Below are 24,883 nucleotides of genomic sequence, written 5' to 3' on the forward strand. Positions count from 1 at the left end.
TAGATCGCATGAGAGAGATTTTATTGCTCCACGGCGCCATCGGTGCAAAGGACCAGTTCAACGATCTGGTGCAGAAACTTGAAGGCCGTTTCAAAGTACATACGATGAATTTCAGCGGACATGGCGGCGCAGTGATGCCCGAATCGTTTTCTATTGAAGGATTTGCGCAAGACGTTGCCGAATATCTTTCAGCAATAAATCTCCAGTCGGTTGGTATATTTGGTTACAGCATGGGCGGATATGTTGCGCTGTATCTCGCAAAAGAACATCCGCAATTGGTCAATAGGATTTTTACTTTGGCGACGAAGTTCGATTGGTCGCCGGAAATCGCGTTGAAAGAAACCCGAATGCTGGATGCAGCAAAGATTGCGGACAAGGTGCCGGCTTTCGCAGCAGCATTGGAACAAAGGCACTATCCAAACGACTGGAAACAGGTGTTGTCAGAGACAGCGAAAATGATGGTTGCAATGGGTAGTGAAAATCCTTTGTCACTGGCAGATTTCAGCGGAATCCACGTGCCCGTCCGGATTGGAATCGGGGACAGGGATGCGATGGTCACTTTGGAGGAAACGATTGCAGTATACCGGCAATTGCCGAATGCCTCGTTGACCGTTTTTCCAGACATGGCACATCCGATTGAAAAAGTAGCTGTGAATTTGCTGGGTGACGCACTGGATTCGTTTTTTTTGTAAACATTTAAAGAAATTGATTGCCAGAGATAATACGGCGTGGATTTCCGCGTTAAAATCCAAACCAACAAAACATGACCGATATTAAAAAGGGATTCAACGGGGCCTTACTGTTTGCAGTCGTATTCACACTGCTTTTCCATAACCAATACCTGGGCCTCAACTTATTAGTTATAGAATCTGCCGCCTTACTTTGGCTGGCGTTTACCAAGCAGATCGATTTCAGGAACCGCAACCATCTTATTTTTGGAAGCGGTTTTTTTATTACGGCGCTCGCTGTCGTGTTTGTCTTCTCGGATTATGCCGTAGTGATGAACGCCTTGTCACTATTTGTGTTCACAGGCATCCTGATTTACCCAAACGCAAAATCCCTGATTACTTCGGCAAAACTGTCGTTTTTTAATATATTTTACGCGCAAATCCGGTTCATAGACGCATTTTTTACTGCCAAAATGGGAGGTGGTAAAGTAGTAAACGTATTGTGGAAGTCCCGCATTTTTCTCATTCCGCTGGTAGTGATTGCTGTGTTTATCGGCATTTACAGAAGCTCGAATCCGGTATTTGATAAACTGGTGTCGAAAGTACTGTTCAGGGTGGGTGATTTTTTTGATCTGATTTTCTTAAATCTTGATTTCACGATGGTGTTTACATTTCTGCTGGGTTTGGCCGTCTGCAACTATTTCTTTATCAGAAATACGAACGAGCAAACCATCAAAGACGATACCAATGCCCGTGACGAGGTGATCCGCATCAAAAGGCGTCGTCCTTTGCGTGGGCTTGCGACCGGGTTAAAGGCAGAGTTGCGGGCGGGGATATTCCTTTTATTGGCACTGAATGGAGTGTTGTTAGTCGTGAATTGTATAGATGTGTATTGGGTTTGGTTTAATTTTACCTGGGATGGAAATGTCCTCAAGCAATTTGTTCACGAAGGCACTTATTTGTTGCTGTTGTCGATTGTGAGCTCGATCCTTGTGGTTTTGTATTTCTTCCGTGGCAACCTCAATTTTTATTCAGGCAATCAATTCATTAAGACGCTTTGCCTCATTTGGATTTTTCAGAATGCCGTATTGGCGGTTTCCGTTGGCGTCCGGAATCTGCATTACATCCATTATTTTGCGCTCGCATATAAACGAATTGCCCTGGCAGTGTTTTTAGTATTCGTTTTGTATTGGTTATACACCGTTGCTTTGAAAGTCAGGCAAAAGAAGTCAGCATTTTACCTCGTACGCGCCAACGCTTTTGTACTGTATCTTTTGTTTATTTCCGCCTCGGTATTTAATTGGGATCAGATCATCGTCGACTATAATTTCCGGAATTACCGCGAATCCTTTGTTGACCTGGACTACAATTCTGATTTCTCTGATAAAGTACTTCCGCAGTTGGATAAACCCGAAACCGAGCTGTCAGAAATCGATAAGCTGCAGCAGACAAAGTTTCATTTTGATACCGACTTGATGTCGCCAGCCATTTACCATAACAAAATGGAGCGCCGAAAAAAAGAGTTTATTCAAAAGTGGGAATCAAAAAATATCTTGTCGTGGAATTATCCCGAATCACAAGCGTATGAAGAATTGAAGCAAAAATCACGCTAACCGATGCATTTTAAAACGGGTATCCAATCGCCAGGTTAAAGATCAAATTTTCCTTGCGCCATGATCCACTTCCGAAACTGATATCATCAATGACCCATCGCTGGCCCGCCGGCAAATAAGGTTTACGCAGTGGAAACGCAAGATCGGTTCGGAGGACCAGAAAGGATAAGTCAAATCGTAGGCCCACTCCGGTACCCACAGCAATCTCGCTAAGGAACTTCTTAGAGAATTCGGCACCGGCTTTTTCAGGGTCTTTTTGCATCAGCCAGATGTTTCCTGCATCCATGAAAACAGCTCCTTTCACTATGCTGAAGAGTTTTGCACGGTATTCGGTATTGAATTCTAGTTTAATGTCTCCGGATTGGTCCGGGAGGAAATCGCTGCTTTCATTTTCGCCATTATAGGTTCCGGGACCCAGAGACCTTGCCCTGAATGCACGGATGCTGTTTGTACCACCAATAAAAAATTGTTTGATGTAAGGCAGCGCTGTCGAATTGCCGTAACCGTATCCCACACCAACGATAAGTCTGCTTGCGAGTACTGTTTCACCCCCTAATTTCATATAGTGCCTGAAATCACTTTCCATTTTAATAAACTGGCTGAACGGGACCCCAAGAACTTCTTTTTCTTTCCCGGCTTTTACATCGGCGCCAAGCGCAAGGCCGGTAATAGTGCCAGCTATATCGAGGGTTCCTTTGAAATAGAACGTATGCTTTTTTGCAGTCAACATGGTGTTTGTGTAGGTGAACGCGTACGTTGGTCCAAAAATCAGCTGCTTTTCAATGACTTTCCCCAATGTAGCATTTTCGTTGACTTGTTGTTGGTAAAGATCGGTGACCAATGATGGTGCTACATAATTGATCTCTGTCACGTTTAATTGGTGTTCTTTACGCACGTTTTCTTTCCACAGGTAACCGAACGATCCCTTGAATGAATTGAGTGAATACAATTGTTCCCTTTTTTGAAATTCATAGCCCAACGTGGTTTTTGTCTTGGGTACAAAACCACTTGACGATTGTAGTTTGAATGGGGAAATGAACCTAGGCCATGTGAGGCTTACTTCAGAGCCTATCCGATACACATTATACCCATTGTTTTGTCCGGAAATCTGCGCTTCTAAACCGCCGAAAACCGACACATTTAATAATTCCGCTCCCTTAAAAGTGTTCCGGTTGCTCCAATTGACATTGAGTTCAGTACCCGTGTAATTGGCAGAATTCGTTTTTCCCAGTACCTCTACGCGTATCGACTTCTTCGGTAACGGCGTCAGGTAATAGTAGGCGTCGAGTGCGCTTTCATTGTCAGGTGATACCTTAAACTGGTTTTTCACAAACTTAAACGTACCCAGATTAACCAGCCGGTTTAACGACAGATTATGATTGGTTCTGTTGTAAACATCATATTTACGGAAGTACAACGTCCGGTCGAAAATGCGTGGGTCAAAAAGCTTCTGTTTGTCGATAATTGTATAATCCTTGTACAGTACAATTCCTGACGTGTCGCCTTTTATGCTATCACGTTGCTGGCGCCGAAGCGAATAATTTGGATAAACATAGATATTGTTGATTGTAAAGACCCTTGAACCGCGGGCAGGCATTTCTTCCTTGGCTTTTACCAACAAGTCCACCTGGTAACTTCCAACGGTACTGTCTACCTGCACTTTCAGGAAGTCGGGGCTGAAGAAATAAAATCCCTCCTCTTTCAATCGGGCGTCAATACGGGTACGTTCTATTTTGATGGTTTCAAGGTCATATGGGTTTCCTGCCTTCAGAAGTGTTTTGTCACTTGTACGGGTGATTGCCTGTTCCAGGGCACTGGAATCCTGTGGGAAAGTGACACTTTTTATTTTATATTGTTTTCCGGGCATTACAGTATAATCGGCGGTCACGCGTTTGCCGCGGCGTGTGGAATCGACCGTTACGATGGTTTTAAAATAACCGCGGTTTTCGCTATAATTTTGCAGGATATCGGCATTGAAATTTAGGTCCACCTGACTGAACAAAACCGGCGGTTCGCCTACCTTTGTTCGCAGCCAGTGCCGGAATCCCTTTTCTTTTTTTGGCTCACCGGCCAAATTGTAAATGAGTAATTTTGGGCGTAAACCCAGAATTTTCGAATTGGGTTTTGGGCGCAACAATGTTTTTAACTCCTTTTCGAGCGATTTACGTTCCCGGCGCGAGATAGAAGAGTCCTTCACTTTGACTGTTCCTCCGGTATACAGCAGGTCTCCATCAGGAAGGTATTTTGTGTTGCTGCAGGAATAGGCAACGAACACCAATAAACAAAGGAAATATTTTAGGAACCGCTTTTTCATGGTTTTTTGGTTTCGGGATCTGACTGCTCTACTTTTTTTTCTTTTTGTCCTTCTTTGAATTCCGCTGATTTCAGGGCGTTTTCCTTGTCGCGCATTTCCTGTTCTTTTTTGCGTCGCTGGCGTTCGAGTTGTTTTTCCTCTTTTGTCCGATGAAATAACTCGCGGAATTTATCGTAATCCATCGTAATGATAAAGGCTACACCAGTTTCAATCACCTGTCCCTGTAATGCGACCTGGTATTCGTTCTTGCGATAGGCGCGAAGCACATACCGTCCGTCTTTGGACAGCTGGTAGTCGGCAGAAAGATCGCCTGCAATGTTGTTTGCCTGTTCGTTCGCCTGTTGCGTACCTTCGACGCCGAAATTACTCCCCACACTTACTTTAAGCCGGTCGTTGAGCAATCGTTTGGAGACTTCCACATTTAAGTCGGTTTTATTCTGGCGTTGTCCCGTAGTGTAATCTTCTGTCGATTCAAGGTCGAAATTGATATCAACGCCTTTTATTAAATCTGAAGCCAGGTTGTTCAATTGCTGCGAAAGGATTTTACTGACACTCTGTCTCGCCAATCCTTCAGCACTTGTACCGGATTCGCTGGAAAATGGATTTTCCCCTACAAATCGGTTTAGCAAAAGCAATGCGAAAACCTGTTTATTCAATTCGGCGGGTTCCTGACGCAGTTGTTCCAGCTTGGCCCTCGAGTTTGTCGTCACATCCGAAGAAACGCCATAATTTCCCTCCGGTAACGTGATATCGAACGTAATATCCGGTTTTAGCAGTTCGCCTTTCAATTGCAACAAAGTCTCGAATGGCAGCCGCTGCTTGTAGGTGTTTCTTACCGCTGGTGTTACAGCGCCCAACTGGTCATCGAGCAGGTCTATCGGTGCGACATTCGCTTCGTAAACGGCGGTGATGTTGATGTCCGCTGATGTTGGTTCCCCAGTCCAAAGAATGTAACTGCCTTCCCTGATGTCAAACTTCCGTTTGATCAGATTAAATGTCATTTCATAGGAGCCTTCAGACAGTTCATAGCGGCCTGTTAAAGTTGTCTTGCCTGACTCGTCAATGCCGCCGGAAAGCCGTCCTTCGCCTTTTACTTTTACGAAATCACCGTTGCCCTTATCGATGATTAACGTGAGCTCAGCGTCTTTATCAATCTCTATATTTACCGAAACGTCGATGCCCTTAAATGGCGTTTTGTTGATAAGGTCGCCATCGGTAATTAATTTTTCTGTCAGTTGTGGATTGTCCTGATCGATGAATTCGACTATGCCCTCGCGGTCGGCAATCGAAGGATCGGCTTGTGGCAGTACAATCGTAAGCCTGGTGTCTTCATTTACCTTAATCGTGCCATCAATAACGGGTTTGTTTAGGTCGCCTTTAATCTTTAAACGCGAATTCAGGAACAATTTCCCATAATACAGATCGTTGTCTTTCGCTTTAGAATTGATTGCCCTGAAATTATCGGCGTTGACATTTAAGTCGAAAGCGTAATCCCTATAATTGGGAGTATCAATTTTTCCTTTGACAGCAAGTGTATTTTTTTCAGCGTCCGACAGCGAGAAATTTGTGAAGACAATGCCGTTTTCAGTAAAGTCAATGCGGTCGTTCATGAGGTTAAACGGTGAACTGAGTTTCACCACGGTGAACGCGCCGTCGTGAAATTGAAGGCCTCCTATTACATTGGGATCGTCAATGGTACCCGTAATCCTGAAATCCCCGGAGACATAGCCACTTCCTTTATCGATATTGCCGGCAGTAAATGGCTGGATACTTGCGATATTCAACCTTCTAATGTTCAGGTCCATGTTGAAACTGCTGTTGTCTGAGCGGTAAGTTCCGTCCAGGTTTACAGCATTTTCCTGTCCGGTAATCTGCATTTTTGCGCGGTATGTATTGGCCAGTTTGTTATCGACCTGCAATGCGATGTCGCCGATCGTATCTTTTTTAAACGTCAGGTTTCCGATTTTCAGGTCTGACGTAAACAACGGTTTTTTCATCAAGTCCCGTAGCGTTGCGTTGCCGTTCAGCCGTCCGCCCAACAGAAGGGAGTCTTTTTGCACCATCCGCGATAAGGTTTCGATATCAAAATCCTTAAAATTCAAGTCGATTGGGGCATTGACTGCTTTCGACTGTGATTGGATTTTTATAGCACTGCCATCATGGCTCAGTTCGAACTGATCAGCATAAATTCCTTTGCTGCCAAAACGCACCACATTGTTGTCGGCAATCAGCCACGGATCGTAGTTTAAAAGTAAATTCTCAGGAATCAAATGCAGTTCTGTATCACCGTCAATTGCTTTAAGCGTTCCGGCTACGATATAGTGGTCTTTGTTTTTTGCATCCTTCAACTGCAGTCGGTACGTCAACAGGTTGTTTTCAATCCTTCCGGAGATGTTTGTGTAGGGCAGTCGCAATTGGTCGCTTTGGACTTCATCAATAATAGCACTATAAACGAGCGCGTTGTCCTCTTTTTTGATATCGATTACAGCGTTTGAAATGGTATTGGCTCCATACACCAGTCTCGGAATTGAAGCGTTTACCGCAATGGTATCGTTCACGCTGTTGTAGCGGCCAGTGATGCTGATCGGCTCAATTCTGGTGATTTGCGGTACCAGTTTCATGATTACAGGGTCGTTGATTACATTGACCTTAAAAGAAAATTGCTGCGGACCCGTAACGGTTTTCCTGACGCTGGGGTTTGTATCGTAGTATTTTGCGATGGAATTCGAAAGTGCCGCCCCGATTTTTGTCAATTGGTACTTCCCATCAATATCGGCTTTAAGGAATTGGGAGCGCAGCTGAAGCGTATTTTTTGCTGCAGTCGAAACTGCGACCACATTGACAGAATCCAGCTGGAATTGTTCTTTTTCGTTAGCAATGGCAAAATGGTAAGCACTAATTTTCCCGTTTAGGAAGTCAGCATCCGCGGTAGCGATATCAGCATCGACCTTACCACGTAGTTTCATCACGCCGGCATGGAGGTTGAGTTTGCTTAAATCAGCGATGTCAAGGTTTAGCCGCATTTTTACTGCGGGATATTTTCCGCTGAAATCACCTTCCGAAACGAGGTCAAAAGCCAGATTAGGGTCGTTCATTGCGGCATCAGCGTCAAAGCGGCCCTTTTTTATATTTCCTTTTACTGTAAGATTTTTGTAATCATATCCGTTAAATCGCGCCTTTATTAGGTTGATGTCGGCTGTGGCATTGGCGGTTTTGGGATTTAGGCCGATGCCTTTGACCTTTGCCCTGAGGCTGATTTTTCCAAGCGAATCATTCTTTAACAATCGCCCGACATTGAAGTTATCGAGAGCGACGATGCCATCGTACTGCTCCCGATTTTTGAAACGCTGGTCAAAGCGGCCGCTGATTTTGGCGTTGCCAAAGCTGCTATTCAGCGCGACATCGGTATTGAAGTTGTTCACCGCGCCTTTGAATTGGCCTTTTAACGAAAGTTGTGATGGAAGCTGTAAATTGGCAGGCAAAGTGTTCGCTGGGATAAAAGACTGAATGTCCCTTGCAGTCGTTTTGAAATTCCTGATTTTCAGGTCAAAATAAGCCGTCTTAATATTCGGTAGTCCCTTTATATTTCCGCTGGCGGCGAGCCTGGTGGTCCCAATACCGCTGATTTCGAGGTTTGGAATATGTAAATCAGCGAGTTGTCCATTGACTTTCCCGTCAATCGCTATAACGGCTTTTGTGTTCCCTTTGAATGGCGCTGTGTTTTCCAGTGTAGGAACAAAAAGCAGGATGTCTTCAACGGCAACTGTGGTATTTTTTAGTGAAGCATTTACGGATACGGAAGCTGGATTTTCTTTAATTGCATTTAAAGATGGATAGGCTACAGCAATTTGATCCTGGATCAATGTCCGGGGTGTTTTCAGGTACAGATTTTTTAAGGAGGCACCGTTGTCGCTATACGCAAAATCGGTTTTGAGCGACTCGATATTGATCCCGCTTTTTTCTTTTGCTGAAAAAGAGGTCAGGCTTCCGGAAATGCCATTTTTACTGTAATTCAGCTGATTGGCTTTGAGATTAAAGCGGGTGATGTCCATGTGCTTATAATCCATTCCTTTTGCAGTCGGCACTGCGTTTTCATCATCAAAGCGGAAGTTAACGTCATTAAACACGGTTTTATTTACAGTGACGACCCAATCATTTCGGACGGCTTCGGGAGCGGTTTTTATTTCGGGTGTGCTATCGTACTTCCCGATAGTAAGCCCGCCTTTAACACCTTCCAACTCAAAATGATCCACGATGATGCGCTGGTTTGGCAGATCTGATTTTTGGAAATCCAATGCCAGCCTGTCTATAGAAACGCCGCTGTTCAGCCTCGTACCTTTGTTGTCGTAAACCACATTGATTTTAGAAAGCTTTATTTTCCCAAGCTTAACGTCAAGATCGGGCCTGGCTTTGACAATTGAATCTGTCTTTTGTGCTGTATTTACCGCAATTTCTCGAACCAAGTCACCCTGTTCTAGATTCAATTGCAGTCCGCTTAGATTGATCTGTGGAACGTCAAAATCCATTTTATCCAAATCGAATTTCTCGATATTGGTATCAAAATGGTCCAATTTAACCGCCAGTTTATTTTTACTGATGGCGTCGTCAAACCGCACCCGAATTTTGTCCAGTTTGATATCCTTTACAGAGAATACCATCGGTTTTGCCGCAGTGTCTTTTGGTTTTCCCGTGTCGAACGCCTTTATAATATAGTCAAAGTTAAAAACGGAATCTTTGTCGCGTCGGACATTCGCAGTGATGCCATCAAGAATTACCGTATTCAGTTCCACTTCGTTGTCTAATAACTTGAAAAGGCTGATGTCTACTTTGATTTTTTTGCCGGACAGCAGGGTGTCGCGTTGTTGGCTTTCCAGATAAACATCTTCGAGGATGATGTATTTTGGAAGCCCAATTTCAATTCGTCCAATCCTGACGGGCGTGTGGATCTTTCCTTCCAGATAGCTTACTGCCTTATCTTTAATTCTTTGCTGTACGTATGGAATCTGAATCAGTAAAACCAACAATAAAAAAAGCCCGATGAGCGAGCCAATCGTCCACGCGAGTATTTTCAGGGTTTTTCTGACGTATTTATTTAATGCCATCTACATCGGGAATTTGAGCCAATTTACTTACAAATTTGGTGTAAATGCCCGTTTTATCGATTATAGTTGCCGCTGCGATTGTTATAGAATTTCCATGTTTCGTTAATGGTAGCCGACTTATTAGTAATTTTAGAAAAAACACAACCGTTATGGCACACTTTTCGGAATTGATTCGTACAGGCAAACCTGTTCTTGTGGACTTTTTTGCTACATGGTGCGGCCCGTGCAAAACGCTTTCACCAATACTTAGTGAAGTCAAGGCCGAGCTTGGTGATGCCCTCTCGATCATAAAGGTTGATGTTGATAAAAATCAGGCGCTTTCGCATCAGTATCAGGTGAAAGGCGTCCCTACGATGTTGCTGTTCCTGAACGGAAAAACGATTTGGCGGCAGTCAGGAGTGGTTTCCAAAGCCGATATTATCCGCGCTGTTCAGCAGCATTTATAAGCTGGTCAATCGTTTAACATGGATGGCAAAACTGCAGTTGTTGGTATAGCTGACGATTTTTCTTACCTTGCCAAAAAAAGATATTGGAATGAAATTTGGACTTTTTCTTCGGAAGTTAGCAGTACCGTGTTTAATTTTTATGGGCAAAACAAAAGTCGCGAGCCCCGTGGTTTTTATCTTTTTATGTGGAACGATGCTGCTACATGCCCAGCAATCCACATTGGACAGCCTGAAGTCCGCGCTGGTAAAATATGAGGCGCGCAAAAAGAAAGCAGGGATTAGTGGTATTCATCAGATGGATACTGCGAAAGTACACCTTTACGATGCGTTGGCTTTTGAGGCACAAAAGAACTTTTCAGAAGAAACGCTGGGTTTTATCAACGCCGAGCTAAAGCTGGCAAAGCAATTGAAATTCAAAGACGGTATCGCCGACGCGTACAACGTAATGGGAATGTATTATGGAAACCAAGGTGATCTCCCTAAAGCATTAGCATGTTTTGAAAATACATTGGTCGTACGCAAACAGATGAAAGACCCGGCAGCGTTATCGTTTACGTATATGAATATCGGGACGGTATACAGCATGCAGGGCAATTATACGGCAGCACTTTATAATATCGTTAACGCAACTGAAATGGCCGCAAAGGCAAAAAACAGTTACGGAGTAGCTTCAGGATATAATAATATGGCGGTAATCTATAAAGCAATCGACAAACCGGATGAAGCGCTCGCCAGTTATATTAAGGCGCTGCGATTGTTTAAGGAACTAAAGGACATTTATAATATTCCAATCACCCAATTCAACATAGGGAGCGAATATCTGGAAAGAAAGCAATATGCAAAGGCAATGCAGTATTTCACTGAAAGCCTTCAAGGTTCTAAATTATCCGGGAATAAAGACGGTGAGGCCAACATATACATCGGTATTGGGAATTTGTTGAAAGCGCAGGGAAAGTACAAAGAGGCATTAGTCCAGTACACAAAGGCCTACGAAATCAGGAAAAGTATTGATGCCAAAGCAGATATGGCCGCTTCTGAAATTGAATTCGGACGTATTTATACCGACATGCAAAATTATACCAAAGCGATTCCTTATCTGGAACGCGGTTTAAAAGGATCGAAGGAAACTGGCAGCCTGAGCGAAGTAGAAAGGGCGTCGGAAGTACTTGCTGAAGCCTATGCTAAAAGCGGAAACTACAAAAGTGCTTATGAAAACATGGTGCTGTTCAAGGATACCCACGACTCCATATTTAGTATAAACAAAGACAAAAAGCTTACAGAGCTCCGGTTGACCTACGAGTTTAATAAAAAACAAGACGCACAAAAGGCGCTGCAACAGAAAAAGGATGCGGCCGTGGCGCAGCAATCACAGCAGCAGCGCAGTGCGATTTACGCGGCAGTAATCGCGTTGGTTGTCGTTTCGTTTTTTGCATTCTGGATTAACCATAACCTGCAGCGCAATAAAAAACAGAAGAAAATCATTGAAGCCCAGAACGAGAAAATCCAGCAGTCACTATCAGAAAAAGAAACACTGTTGCGGGAAATCCACCACAGGGTGAAGAACAACCTGCAGATTATTTCAAGCCTTCTGAACATACAATCAGAAAATATCGAAGATAAAAATCTCCTGTCATCCATCCGGGAAGGACAGAGCAGGGTGCAGGCGATGAGCTTAATTCACCAGAATTTATACCAATCGGAACAAGTCAATAATGTCGATATCGAAAACTACCTGAAGGAACTGGTGGTGTATTTGTCACAAATGTTTAATACCGATTCGAAAAAGATTGAAACTGCGATCAGCACCGATGGCATCCAGTTTGACATCGATACGGCAATCCCTTTAGGCTTGATTGTGAACGAGTTGGTGTCCAACGCCTATAAGTATGCCTTTGAGAACAGGGAGAACGGCAGGATCAGAATCAATATTAAGGCTGTCGGCGACGACTATGAATTGCATATTGACAACGATGGCAGGCCTTTACCAACCAATTTTGACATCAATGCTACAAAATCACTTGGACTTAAGTTGGTGTCCATCTTAAGCAGGCAGCTTCGCGGTAAATTTTCGTTCGAATCAGATGAACAGCAAACTTCGTTTATGGTGTCGTTCAGGGATTTGAAAACGCTGTCATAAAACCCAGACGTCTGTGGAAAGTTTGTTTGGATGGCATTTTACTTCAAAACTTTAGTTCTTCACGAACTTAAGAACTTTCCCATGTGCCTTAAGAATATAGCTTCCCTGTGCCAACGCGCTGATGTCTATGGACTGTCCCGGCTGTACCGTGAAATCGTTCATCCGTTGTCCTACCATGTTAAATATCGAACCATTCAGTATCGTACTGGTTGAAAAATGAAGTACGGAGGACGCGGGGTTCGGATATATCGAAAATTCTATATCTGAATTTTGAGGTACATTCAGCGGAGCGTTGGTAATCCTTGTAAGATACGGGTAATTCTGAAATTCGCCGGCATTGTGGCTTAGGTCTCCAAAATTCGCATTCCCGTTTGCCATTCCACTAAGGAATACGGAACCATCAGCGGCCACACGTACGCTATCGGTACGGTCATAAGAACTTCCGCCTGCGGTAACCGCCATGAGTACTGTTCCATTAGTATTATATTTTACCAGGACCGCATCATCCATGAAACTATCGGCTGTAGTGGTAATCCCATTGCCCCAGTTTACGGTGCCCTGTGTCGCCCCTGCGAAGTAGATATTTCCTTCAGAATCAAGCTCCAGGAAGTTTTTCTTGCCAGTAATCACTTTTCCGCCACCATCGACTTCGCGTACCCATTGGTATTCCCCTTCGTGGTTCAGTTTTGCGAGGAAGAAGTCACTAAAACCACCATCAATTGGGCCTTCTGAAGTTATTGGGCCAAACGCATAACTGCCAAACAGGTAGGAACTAAAGTACACCTCATCCGGTGTCCTAGCCTTTATTTGGGGAAATGGGCAGGTTACATCTTCTACATATTTGATCCATTGAAATGCACCTGTCGGACTGTATTTTACCGCGAAAGTATTGTAACCAAATGTGGTCGGTGCGGAAACACCGCCATAGGTAGCGATACTTTCCGCGCAGGCACCGGCAGCATAAATATTGCCCTGATCGTCAATGCTGATCGAAGAAACCATTTTAGCATATTGCTGCGTGATGAGCATTTGTTCTTCACCAGCGGCATTCATTTTTGAAATGTAGGAATGTTGGTAGTCATCATATGCGATGTAGATATTGTTCTGCGAATCAGTAATTATGGTTCTAAAATCGTTCACAAAACTGTCCTGGATTTCGATGGGTTTGTACCAGACCAGGTTTCCATCGGGGTCAAATTTGATCATCAGGAATTGAACGCCCTGATTTATTGTAAGAATTGAAATATTATCAAAATTAATCGAATTGGTATAACCGGCAGCCATCAGGAGGTTTCCGGCATTGTCAGTTGCCATTTCGTATACTGTTACTTCACCGCTGAGTGTTTTGGTATAGATAAGATTTCCATTTTCGCCATATTTATTGTAGAAAACAGTGCCCATGACGTCGTTATAAGGGACGGGATTTTCTTTGTACCCAGCCATGTAAACATTTCCTGAACCATCCGTTGCAAGCGGATAGCTGATTCCGTCCGGATTGAGGTTGAAATTGATCTCCGGAGTTTGCAGCCATTGGAAATTTTGGGAGTATCCGGCAGAAATGCAGGAAAGGAGTAGTAAGGTAATTTTTTTCATAAGCTTTTGGTTTTGGTGTTTTTGCCGCATGCCATAGGGAAGATACCCAAATGACACTGAGGTTGCGTTCCTCACTTTTTTTTTAACCTGCTCAAAAATAATATCACAGGAAGGAAGCATTTCGTCACAACCTAAAGGGCATACGTACCATTTTTTTTTGCATGTCATGAAAAAATTAATCCTTTACATAGATAAAATCTCCCTACTATGAAAAATCTCTACAAATTAATAGCAATTTTCTTCACGGGTATTGGCATCATGTCGGGTCAGGGAATAGGAAAGGCACTTGATTTCGATGGGAATGATGACTATGTCACTGTTGCCTCATCCGCGACGCCGGTCGTGGGAAGCTGGACCATATCAGCATGGGTGCAGCCAAAGCATGCCACGAAAAACATGCATATCTTCGATTCACGATCTCCAAGTGAATGCGGATTTGATATGCAGATTTTGAATGGGAATACCATCCATTGCGACATCGGTAATGGGACGTCATGGAAAACCGTTTCCGCCGACGCGACCTACAACTACACACCCGGTGTATGGTTTCATGTCGCCTTATCCGTTGATTACTTTGGATATTACATTTATGTTAATGGAAAGATTATCGCGAGTGGACCGTTGGATTACACCGAAAATAACGTACTGATTGACACCAATCACCAGCTGCAGATTGGAAGGAACCCGAACTACAGCACGTATTACCGTGGTGCTATTGACGAGGTGCGGATTAATCGTACCTCAGGTCATCCCTCTGAGGCATTAATGACGGCGGAAATGAACAGCCCAGTGTACGGCATACCAAGTATAGTGCTTTCCTACAGCTTCAATAATGCAGCAACCACCGCCAATGGAAACAACCCGGGACAGACTACTGTCGTAAATGAAGCAAATAGTACGCGCTACGGGACAATGAATGCCTTTTATCTCCAAAGCGACATCGGAAACTGGACTACAGACCGTGATTATTATTCGGTACTGGTCAATGGGACTACTTTTTACCAAAACCTGAAATCGGCATTTGATGCAATCAACGCTGGAACACATACCGGAAATGTTACAATCCAGATCATACGCGATACAAATGAGCCAGACACCGCCCAGCTTAATGGAAGCGGTACCGGAAGTGCATCCTACTCATCAATCACCATCAAACCCGTCGGTGGCGTACAGCGTACCATCAATGTCGGTGGGAACGGTATCTTCCTGAGCAATGCGTCGAATGTCACCATAGACGGTCTCAATACCGACGGAAACAGCCTTAAAATTGTAAACGCCAATGCAGGCTTTTCGACTATTTGGATACACAACAATGCAAACTACAATACCATCAGCAAATGTACTGTACTGGGTTCCGGCGCAGCAGGGATCATCAAATTTACGAACGCTGGTTCGCATACTATAAACAACACCATCACCGAATGTACCATCGGGCCATTCGATGCAAATATCCCAAACTACGGAATCTATTGGGAATCAAACAGCGTCTACAGGATCAGGGGGTTGAATATCACCTCAAATAACATTTATGACTATGGCATTGCGGGCGTATACGGTCAGGACGGTACCGTCAACGCGGCCATCAACGGCAATAAACTTTTCCAGACCACACCGAAAACCATAAGCGGCGGCCACTACGGAATTTTCATCGGCAATGCCTATGCAGACAACCAGTTGTCCACCATCAACAACAACACCATCGGATATTCATCAGCAACAGGGGCAGGTAGCTATACGCTTACAGGAACAGGAGATTTCAAGCCTATAGCAGTGTTGAATTCGGAAGCAACGGTCGGTACAACAACCATAGCCAACAACACCATTGCAGGTATTACAATGTCCGGAAATTTTTCGGGTGAAGGCCTTGCCGCGCCTTTTACTGCCATAGTTGACTACATAGGAGGCTGTACGATACACCACAACACCATCGGGAGCCTGAGTGGCAGCTCCAGTATCAATTTTAATTCCACGTCGACATCAGCGATGGAATTTTATGGTATTCACAAAGCCAATTTGGGTAATTTTGATATTTCATATAACGACATCAGCGGAATTACTGCCATTTCTAATGGACAACTAAGAATGTCGATGATCAAGCTTGCGAGTGAGGTATCCCAGGACGCAGTGCGGTATTGTGTCGGAAACACGGTAGGGGGCATTACGCCAGATGCTATATCGAACCTGTCTACCACCGCAGGATCGGACATAGTCGGGATTTATACTGAAAGATCTGCTTTAGTTTCAGACAATACAGTACGGAATATCACCGGTAAAGCACCGGATGCCAACGGACGCGTAACGGGTATTTATGCATTTACAACCAATCAATATTCGTCCGACGTTACCGTAAGCAGAAACAAGATTTACAACCTGACCAACACCAGCAACACCCCGGGGGCGATTAATGGTGTTGAAGGTTCCTCCATACAGGCATTCTCAGTAATAAAGTTTGAAAAAAACTACATCCACAGTTTCAATACCACTGCTGCAGGGGCAGTTATGAGCGGTGTGAAATTGACCGGCAGGGGAAACTATGATGTCTTCAATAATATGGTATCATTGGGAATCAATGTTCCAACTGCCACCACCATACGTGGCGTTTATGGCCCTGGCCTTAATACCAGTACTACCGAAGTGACAATTACAAACAACAGCTTTTACATAGGCGGTACACAAACTGCTGGTACAGCCAGTTCAGAAGTAATCAATATAAGCAACATTAATTACCGAAGATTCTTCAATAACATATTGGTCAATAACAGGACCAACGCAGGTGCTTCAGGTACACATTATTGCATGAACCTCTCCGTATTGGGCACCTTGATGTACATGGACAGGAACATCTATTTCGGAAACGGAGCCGGATTTATGGTTGCTAATCTAAATGGTGTCAATCGTACCACGTTTGCCGATTACAGAAGCAACTTAGGGCCCGGTTATAATGAAGGCGGTGGTTTTTTCTCCAATCCGCAGTACCTCGATCCGGCAAATGCGACTGCTCCCGACTTACACCTGAGCACCACAATCCCAACTTATGCGGAAGGCAACGCGGATAACGATACATCTTATCGTCCTGCAGAGGATATTGACAACGAGGTACGCTCCGGCGCTACCGATATCGGCGCTGATGAAGGCAATTTCACAGCATTCGCAACGCCTGCAATTACAAACCTCAGTACCAGCTCAGGCTGTGTAGGCTCCTCATTGACCATCACAGGAAATAATTTCTATCAGGTAACCGCAGTAAGGATTGGTACGACAAATTGTTCCATTACAGGCAGCACATCCAATAGCGTTACAGTAACCGTACCATCAGGAGCTTCAGGAGCAGTAGCGGTTGATGCATTTACAGGAACCGGCACAGGAGGTACATTTACAATTTACAGTGCGCCGGTGATTACATCCCAGCCTGCAACGCCTGCCGCTGTTTGCGCCAATTATGAATCAGCAACCATCAGCGTAACCGCTGCCGGCGGAAGCACATACAAATGGAGAAGGAATGGTATTCAATTGACCAATACGCCACCTTTCAGTAATGTGACAACATCGACTTTAACGATTACGAACCCTGACTTTTCACAAAACGGATCATTGTATGATGTATTGATCACCGATGCCGGCAATTGTGGAACGGTAACCTCAAATCAGGTAACGCTTACGGTCAAACAAAGGCCAACGATAGGGGTTTCAACACCGGTAACCGTCTGCAGGAATACCAGCACGACGCTTACCGCTACAGGCGGTGTAAGTTATACCTGGAGTCCGTCAACAGGTTTAAGTGCGACAACCGGCGCATCAGTCACTGCAACGCCAACAGCAACAACGACTTATACTGTAACGGGCACCAATGCAGGAGGCTGTACCAATACCAATTCTGTTACGGTGACTGTAAACCAATTGCCTACAATAGATGTTACGCCGGCATCTGCCTCGGTTTGTCCCGGAAGCAGTGCCACCCTGACAGCGTCGGGCGGTATCAGTTATATCTGGAGCCCGGCTACAGGATTGAATACAACTACGGGAGCAACAGTAATCGCAAGGCCTTCAGCCACGACCACTTATACCGTTACAGGAACAGACAGCAATGGTTGTGTAAATACAAGAACCGTTACGGTAAGCATCCGTACTTTACCTGCAATCGGCGTATCACCAACTTCAGGTTCCATCTGCAATGGTGAAAGCCAAACCTTCACCGCAAGCGGCGGTGTTTCCTATACCTGGAGTCCTGCAACAGGCTTAAACACAACAACTGGAAATACGGTTATTGCGAGTCCAACATCGACAACAACTTACACCCTTACAGGCACGGATGCCAACGGCTGTGTCAATACCACCACTTTCACCGTGACCTTGAAAACACCTCCAACAGTCAATGTAAGTGGAGGAGGAGCGGTATGTCCCGGTTCAGGAAGGACATTGACTGCTTCAGGAGGCAGTGTTTCCTATTCGTGGAGCCCTGCGACAGGACTGAGTGCTGCCACAGGAGCTTCAGTAACCGCTTCGCCAACATCTACGACTACGTATACGGTAACCGGCACGGGCTCCAATGGCTGTACAGCGACAAATACGGTAACAGTAACAGTAAACACTTTACCAACAGTAAACATATCGCCATCAGCAGCGAGTGTTTGTGCCGGAAGCTCCGTAATATTAACGGCAAATGGCGCTTCTACTTACGTATGGAGTCCCGCCACAGGTTTGAATACCACTACCGGTGATACCGTGATCTGTTCTACGACCACTACCAGGACTTACACCGTTACAGGAACAGACAGCAATGGCTGTATTAATACAAAAACAGTTGTTGTTACTGTAAATAACAAACCAACGTTAAATATTTCACCGGCCGCACCCACGATTTGTCCCGGGAATTCAGTTAGCCTCACTGCAAATGGTGCTACTTCTTATACCTGGAGCCCTGCAACAGGCTTAAACACGACGTCCGGTGCTACGGTTGTGGCTTCACCGGCATCAACCACAACTTATACCGTAACAGGAACCGATGCGAACGGTTGTACCAATACCAAAACGGTAACTGTTACAGTAGATACCAATGGTTCTTTTAGTTTTAATGTAGCCAGTCCTGTTATATGTTTTGGAAACAGTCAACCGATATCGATTACAGGTGGTGGTGCAGGAAACAGCTACAGCTGGAGCCCATCGACCGGATTGAATACCACGACAGGTGCTTCCGTGACGGCATCACCAACGACAACGACAACTTATACGGCACAGTGTACTACATCAGCAGGTTGTACCAGCACCCGTCAGGTTACGGTTACCGTAAACAATCCACCAACAGTATCGTTAAATCTTGCGTCCGCAACAATCTGCAATGGCAATAGTGTGACGCTGATTGCAAACGGTGCGACTACTTATTCCTGGAGTCCGTCTACCGGATTGGATACGACCAACGGAAACACAGTGATTGCCAGCCCTTCCAATACTACAACCTACACCGTTACAGGCAACTCAAATGGGTGCAGTACTACAACGACAATTACGGTAAACGTAACGCCGCATACCCCGGCTACTGTTCCCTTTAACAGCGCAACCATGTGTTCGTCAGATGCTCCGGTGCAATTAAGCGTAAACGATCCTGAAGTCGGTTCAGAGACCACGTTCTTCACTGAAGACTTTGAAAACGGCGGTACAGGCTGGTCTATAGACCGCGGTGCTTCATCGCCTACAGAAGCGGATTGGCTTGTCGAATTCTACGACACGACTACTTTGGCAAAAAGCCATATCGAAAACGTGTTGGAAACCCCGGTTGATGTGCGTATTGTTTCTCCGGTATTCAGTACCGTGGGGTATAGCGACTGTAAGTTGACATTCCAGCAATACTATGCTGGGACCGCTGATGTCACTGCTGTTGCTGTGGAAATCTCGACCGATGCCGGAGCACATTGGAATGTTTTATACGATTACATCAATGATGATATCGCCACTTTTGATTATTATGATATTGACCTTGCAAACTATTCCAATACGCCAAACCTGCAAATCAGGTTCAGGCAGGTAGGTAAAAACGGGCAAAACTGGTATGTAGATAATGTAACGATTAGAGGCCTACCGTCCCAGACCACCTGGTCTCCTACAGCAGGATTATATACCGACAGTGCAGCGACCGCGCCATACACGGGCAACGGAATCAGGTATGTGTATGCCAAACCAAATACGACAACAACTTATACCGCCACTACACCGACAGCCTCAGGATGCCAGCCTTCCGTAAATTCGATAGCGGTGCATGTAAATCCGTCACCGACAATGACTATTACCGGAAATACATCGGTTTGTCAGGGCAGTTCGACAGCACTACATGTCAACGGTACGGGCGCTATAAGTTATGACTGGAGCCCGACTACGGGATTAGATACTGCTTCAGGAACTGATGTCGTTGCGAGTCCATCTGCCACCACGACTTATACCGTTACCGCAGTAGCTGCCAATGGCTGCATCACTACGAAGGAAGTAACCATATCCGTACTTCCTTATACGCCAGCAACCGTAAATACCAATGCGGTTACCTCCTGTGTTGGTGCGCCGGCTGTGGCTTTGGAAGTGAGTGACCCGCTGTCAACTTATACTTTAATTAATGAAGATTTTGAAGATACCGCACCGGATTGGGAGAATGCAGGGTGGACTTTTAATTACAATGGCCCAACCGGAGGGCAGGCACAATCACCCTATTTTACATCGGCAAACAGCTATATGGCGACCCCCTCTTTCAATACAACAGGCATGACAAGCTGTGTACTGACATTTGACAGCTTCTATGGCAGTTGGTATAGCGATTGGTTTGTTGGAGTACAGGTTACTGTTGATAATGGAGCCAACTGGAGCACGCTTGTAAACTATACCGGAAATGCCCCCGACAATGGCCACAGCCGCCAGAATATGACCATCAACCTGGATGCCTATACGAACCAGCCTGATGTTAAAGTCCGTTTTTTCTATGGTACCAATGGCGGTTATGTATGGAATATCGACAATGTCCAAATTGAGGGCTTTGCTTCAAACACCATCTGGTCACCGACAACAGGATTATATACCGATGCTGCTGCTGTAATCCCTTATACAGGGCAGAAATTAGACAAGGTATTTGCCCAACCTGCATCAACGACGGTCTACACAGCGGACACTACGGTGCCCAATGGTTGCCGGACAATAAATACTATTAATGTAACGGTCGCAACGCCACCGACATTGAGTATTTCCGGAAATACAGATTCCTGTATCGGACAGGGTACGGTACTTTCTGCAACGGGTGCCGACACCTATTCCTGGAGTCCTTCAATAGGGTTGAATACCGATACCGGCAGCACAGTTATTGCCGATCCCTCGTCGACAACAACATATACCGTAACCGGGACTAAGGATGGTTGTTCTTCTACGCAAACAATTACCGTGACGGCACACACGCCGATTGCAGCGACAGTTCCTTACCCCAGCATTGCAAAATGTGGCGCTACAGGTCCTGTAGCACTTACGGTTAATGATCCTGATCCGCCATTGATGCTTATTGATCAGGATTTCTCCGGAAATCCTTCAGACTGGACCATCATTACTGCACCGACAGCAGGCGCAGGATGGGGCTATCAAAATTTTGGCGCCGGCAGGGAAGCAATTGCGCAACGGGATTCAGGAGATATGGACTCGCAATTGATTTCCCCAACTGTAAATACGATGGGACTTGAAGCCTTGGCATTGGACTTTGATTATGACTATTTCTCTGGTTCAGGCAATTACAATATTGCAGCGGTTGAAGTTTCTGGCGACAATGGCGCCACATGGGATCAGTTGGCAAACTACGAAGGTTCATTTGTAAGCGGTATGCACGCAAGATTTGATTTACAGGCTTATGTCAACCGGCCTGCCGTAACCATCAGGTTTAACTATGTAAGCGCTACTACTCAGGTATGGCGATTGGACAATATAAAGTTGGGTTCTAAAGCCAAATATTCATCGTGGTCGCCCCTTTCGGATTTATACACTGACGCCTCCGCCACCACGCCATACAACGGAGAGTTGCTTGATACGGTATATGCTGATCCAACGGCTACAACGGTTTACACTGTAACCACCACGGCTGACTCCGGCTGCGCCACAACCAATACGATTTCAGTAAATGTAGGCGCTGCGCCGCATATTACCGTTTCGGATGACAAAACCATCTGCGAAGGCGGAACTGGTGTTACACTGACTGCATCAGGCGCGGTAAATTATGTATGGAGCCCATCAACAGGTTTAAATACGACTACAGGGGATACGGTTATTGCAAATCCATTATCGACTACAACCTATACTGTTACAGCTGATAATGGAGGATGTACCACAATTGAAAACATTACAGTTACCGTGAATCCGTATACATTGGATGTAAGCCCGTCAAGTGCGGTAATAGCCAATAATGACAGCGTAACGCTTCAGGCTTCAGGGGCGCTAACGTATTCATGGTCTCCTTCAACGGGACTAAATACCGCCTTTGGAGAAACCGTCGTTGCATCGCCGTCTTCATCAACAACCTATACGGTTACCGGAATAACTGCTTCCGGCTGTAAATTTACCAAATCGGTAACGGTAATAGTGAACCAGCCGACATTTACCGATAATTCCCTTCATTTTGACGGAATCGATGATTATGTGAATATGCCAAATTCACCCGTAACCGTTTCAGCTAATTTCACGATTGAAGGTTGGTTTAAGCCCGAAGAAGCTACAAAGAGGATGCATGTTTTCAGTACAAGAGGCGGTGGCGATCAGTCATTTGACCTGCAAATCACCGATGGACATATTTTTCATGCAGATCTGGGAACCGGGGGCAACTGGGAAAATACCGCGGCAGATATCGATCACGGTTATGCTGCTGACACGTGGATGCATATTGCCTGCGTGGTCACTCCTGAAAAATACAGGCTTTATGTCAACGGTGCTCTTGTGGGTGAGATTGATGTTAATGCTAACATTTTGTTATTGGACGGCAACCATTTCCTCTCCCTGGGCAACAGCCAGACTGAAAGTACCTTCTTTAAAGGGAATATCGATGATGTGAGGATATATAATACTGTACGATCAGATGCAGAAATACAAAGTGATATGAATAGTGGTGTTCCGGGTTCCGGTATCGTCGCACGTTACGATTTTAACGTGGGAACCCCTGGAGGCAACAATGCCGGATTGACTGCGCTTCCCGCTGTGAATGGAGGCTCGGACTTTGATGGTACGCTGCACAATTTCACCCTAAATGGGAATTCCAGCAATTGGGTGTTCGGGCATTCATTGCCTTCTTATTGTAATGCTGTGACCGTTTGGAATGGTGCTGCATGGAGTAATGGTGCCCCGGACAGCAATACGGCTGCAATCATTTCAGGAAACTTTACTTCTGATGGCGACCTGTTTGCGTGTACACTGACCGTTGTAAACCATGCTGATGTTCTTGTCAATGATCATGATGATTTCAATATTCAGGGTGTGGTTACAGTTGTGTCCGGAGCCACGTTGACGATTGAAGACGGATCCAGTTTATTGCAGGGTCTGGATGATGCCAATTCAGGCGATATCATTGTGAAGAAACAGACACAAATGGTTCGTCAGGATTATGTGTACTGGTCTGCACCGGTTGTCGGCCAAAACCTGAGGGCTTTTTCACCCCAGACATTGCTGAACCGCTTTTACACACTCAACGAAGCCGGGAACAATTTTGCTTCAATTAACCCTGCCGTTAATAATTTTGAACCTGCGAAAGGATTCATGATCCGAGCCCCAAACAATTTCTTAAATCCGCCGGCTTCCCCTCAGCTTTTCATTGGTACTTTTGAAGGAGTTGCCAATAATGGACCTGTTGATATTCCAATAACTGTTGATAATCTTGGGTACAATCTTATTGGAAATCCATATCCATCATCCTTAAATGCAGACCTGTTCATTGCGCAGAACCCCGGGACAATTTATTTCTGGACGCATAGGGCGCAGGGATCGGCTTCCGGCGCAAATTATTGCAGTTATAACACCCTTGGCGGAACCGCTGCAATAACTGGGGGTAATGCCCAAAATGGAAGTATTGCGTCTGGGCAGGGATTTATTTTACAGACTTCCGCGGCCGGGAATGCCCATTTCGAGAATAGCATGAGGACTGGCAATGATGCTGTTTTCTTCCGATCGGACAACGGGAAGCACCGCATCTGGCTTAATCTCAATAGTAGTGTTTCTCCGATAAACCAGATTTTGGTTGGTTACATGGATGGGGCTACCATTGGCGACGATATTGCGATCGATGGAAAGCAGATTGAAGCAGGGACGATGATTTCGAGTACCATTTCCGGACAAAATTATGTAATTCAGGGAAGGCCATTGCCATTCGAAACAGCCGATGTTGTGCCTCTAAGCTTTGAAGCAACAACAGCCGGAACATTTTCCATTGCAGTAGACCATGTCGACGGTCTTTTTAGTGGTGAACAGGAAATTTATCTAAGGGATAATTTATTGGGAACTATCCAAAGCATCAAAAACACTGGCTATACCTTTGCCTCTGATGCCGGCAGTTTTACAAACCGTTTCGAAATACTATACCAGAATGCGCCGTTGTCTGCGGATCATTCTATAGACGAAGAAAATGCTATTGTGGTGTACAAAGAACAACGTATACTAAAAGTCAACAGTGGAAAACTGCTGATGCATGAGGTAAAGATTTTCGACACTCGGGGCAGGCTGATTTACACCAAAAATGATATCAATGCCCAGCAGGTAACGCTCGATGACCTGAGGGCAGAAGAGCAGGTCATATTGGTACAGATCATCTCAGATGACAATCGTAAATTCATAAAAAAAGTAGTCTATTGATCCATACTAAGATGGGAGGGAACTCCTGCTCTGGAAACAGGCGGGAGTTTTGTATTCGAAAGAACCATACAAAGTTAAAAACCAGAATCTAAATCAATCCCTAAAAATGCCCTTTAAAGGGTATTTTTTCGTGCTATGCATTTGTATACATTTGAGGCATACTTTCCT

At 45.0% G+C, this 24,883-nt stretch carries 8 protein-coding genes; 5 read left to right on the top strand and 3 right to left on the bottom strand.

Going from position 1 to position 24,883, the window contains the following annotated elements:
* Positions 1–8 precede the first annotated feature (8 nt).
* Positions 9–692 (top strand): alpha/beta fold hydrolase, encoded by a 684-nt coding sequence (locus tag CFE23_RS08105; protein WP_291086585.1) that lies wholly within the window; start codon positions 9–11, stop codon positions 690–692.
* A 71-nt stretch (positions 693–763) separates the two neighbouring features.
* Positions 764–2,281, top strand: a complete 1,518-nt coding sequence (locus CFE23_RS08110) for a DUF4173 domain-containing protein (protein WP_291086587.1) — start codon at positions 764–766, stop codon at positions 2,279–2,281.
* Between the two features lie 10 nt (positions 2,282–2,291).
* On the opposite strand, the gene CFE23_RS08115 is transcribed toward CFE23_RS08110, so the two are convergent.
* Both CFE23_RS08115 and CFE23_RS08120 read right to left on the bottom strand, forming a co-directional pair.
* Complete coding sequence (locus tag CFE23_RS08115) at positions 2,292–4,595, bottom strand: BamA/TamA family outer membrane protein (protein WP_291086589.1); 2,304 nt, start codon at positions 4,593–4,595, stop codon at positions 2,292–2,294.
* A complete protein-coding gene (locus CFE23_RS08120; protein ID WP_291086591.1) occupies positions 4,592–9,697 on the bottom strand; it encodes a translocation/assembly module TamB domain-containing protein in 5,106 nt (1,701 codons plus the stop codon). Before CFE23_RS08120 ends, CFE23_RS08115 begins: the two co-directional genes overlap by 4 nt.
* A 149-nt stretch (positions 9,698–9,846) precedes the next feature.
* On the opposite strand from CFE23_RS08120, the gene trxA reads away from it, so the two are divergent.
* Both trxA and CFE23_RS08130 read left to right on the top strand, forming a co-directional pair.
* The gene (gene trxA / locus CFE23_RS08125) at positions 9,847–10,143 is read left to right on the top strand and encodes a thioredoxin (protein WP_291086594.1); all 297 of its coding nucleotides are present in this window, start codon (positions 9,847–9,849) and stop codon (positions 10,141–10,143) included.
* Between the two features lie 139 nt (positions 10,144–10,282).
* Positions 10,283–12,280, top strand: a complete 1,998-nt coding sequence (locus CFE23_RS08130; protein WP_291086596.1) for a tetratricopeptide repeat protein — start codon at positions 10,283–10,285, stop codon at positions 12,278–12,280.
* Positions 12,281–12,331: 51 nt separating this feature from the next.
* Here the strand turns inward: CFE23_RS08130 and CFE23_RS08135 are convergent, their stop codons facing one another.
* Positions 12,332–13,873 carry a T9SS type A sorting domain-containing protein gene (locus tag CFE23_RS08135; protein WP_291086598.1) on the bottom strand — a complete coding sequence of 514 codons (1,542 nt, stop codon included), beginning with the start codon at positions 13,871–13,873 and terminating at the stop codon, positions 12,332–12,334.
* A 207-nt stretch (positions 13,874–14,080) separates the two neighbouring features.
* On the opposite strand from CFE23_RS08135, the gene CFE23_RS08140 reads away from it, so the two are divergent.
* Positions 14,081–24,715, top strand: coding sequence for a LamG-like jellyroll fold domain-containing protein (locus tag CFE23_RS08140; RefSeq protein WP_291086600.1), 10,635 nt, complete (start codon positions 14,081–14,083; stop codon positions 24,713–24,715).
* Positions 24,716–24,883 lie beyond the last annotated feature (168 nt).

The sequence above is a fragment of the Flavobacterium sp. BFFFF1 genome, from assembly GCF_002256285.1.
GTDB lineage: Bacteria > Bacteroidota > Bacteroidia > Flavobacteriales > Flavobacteriaceae > Flavobacterium.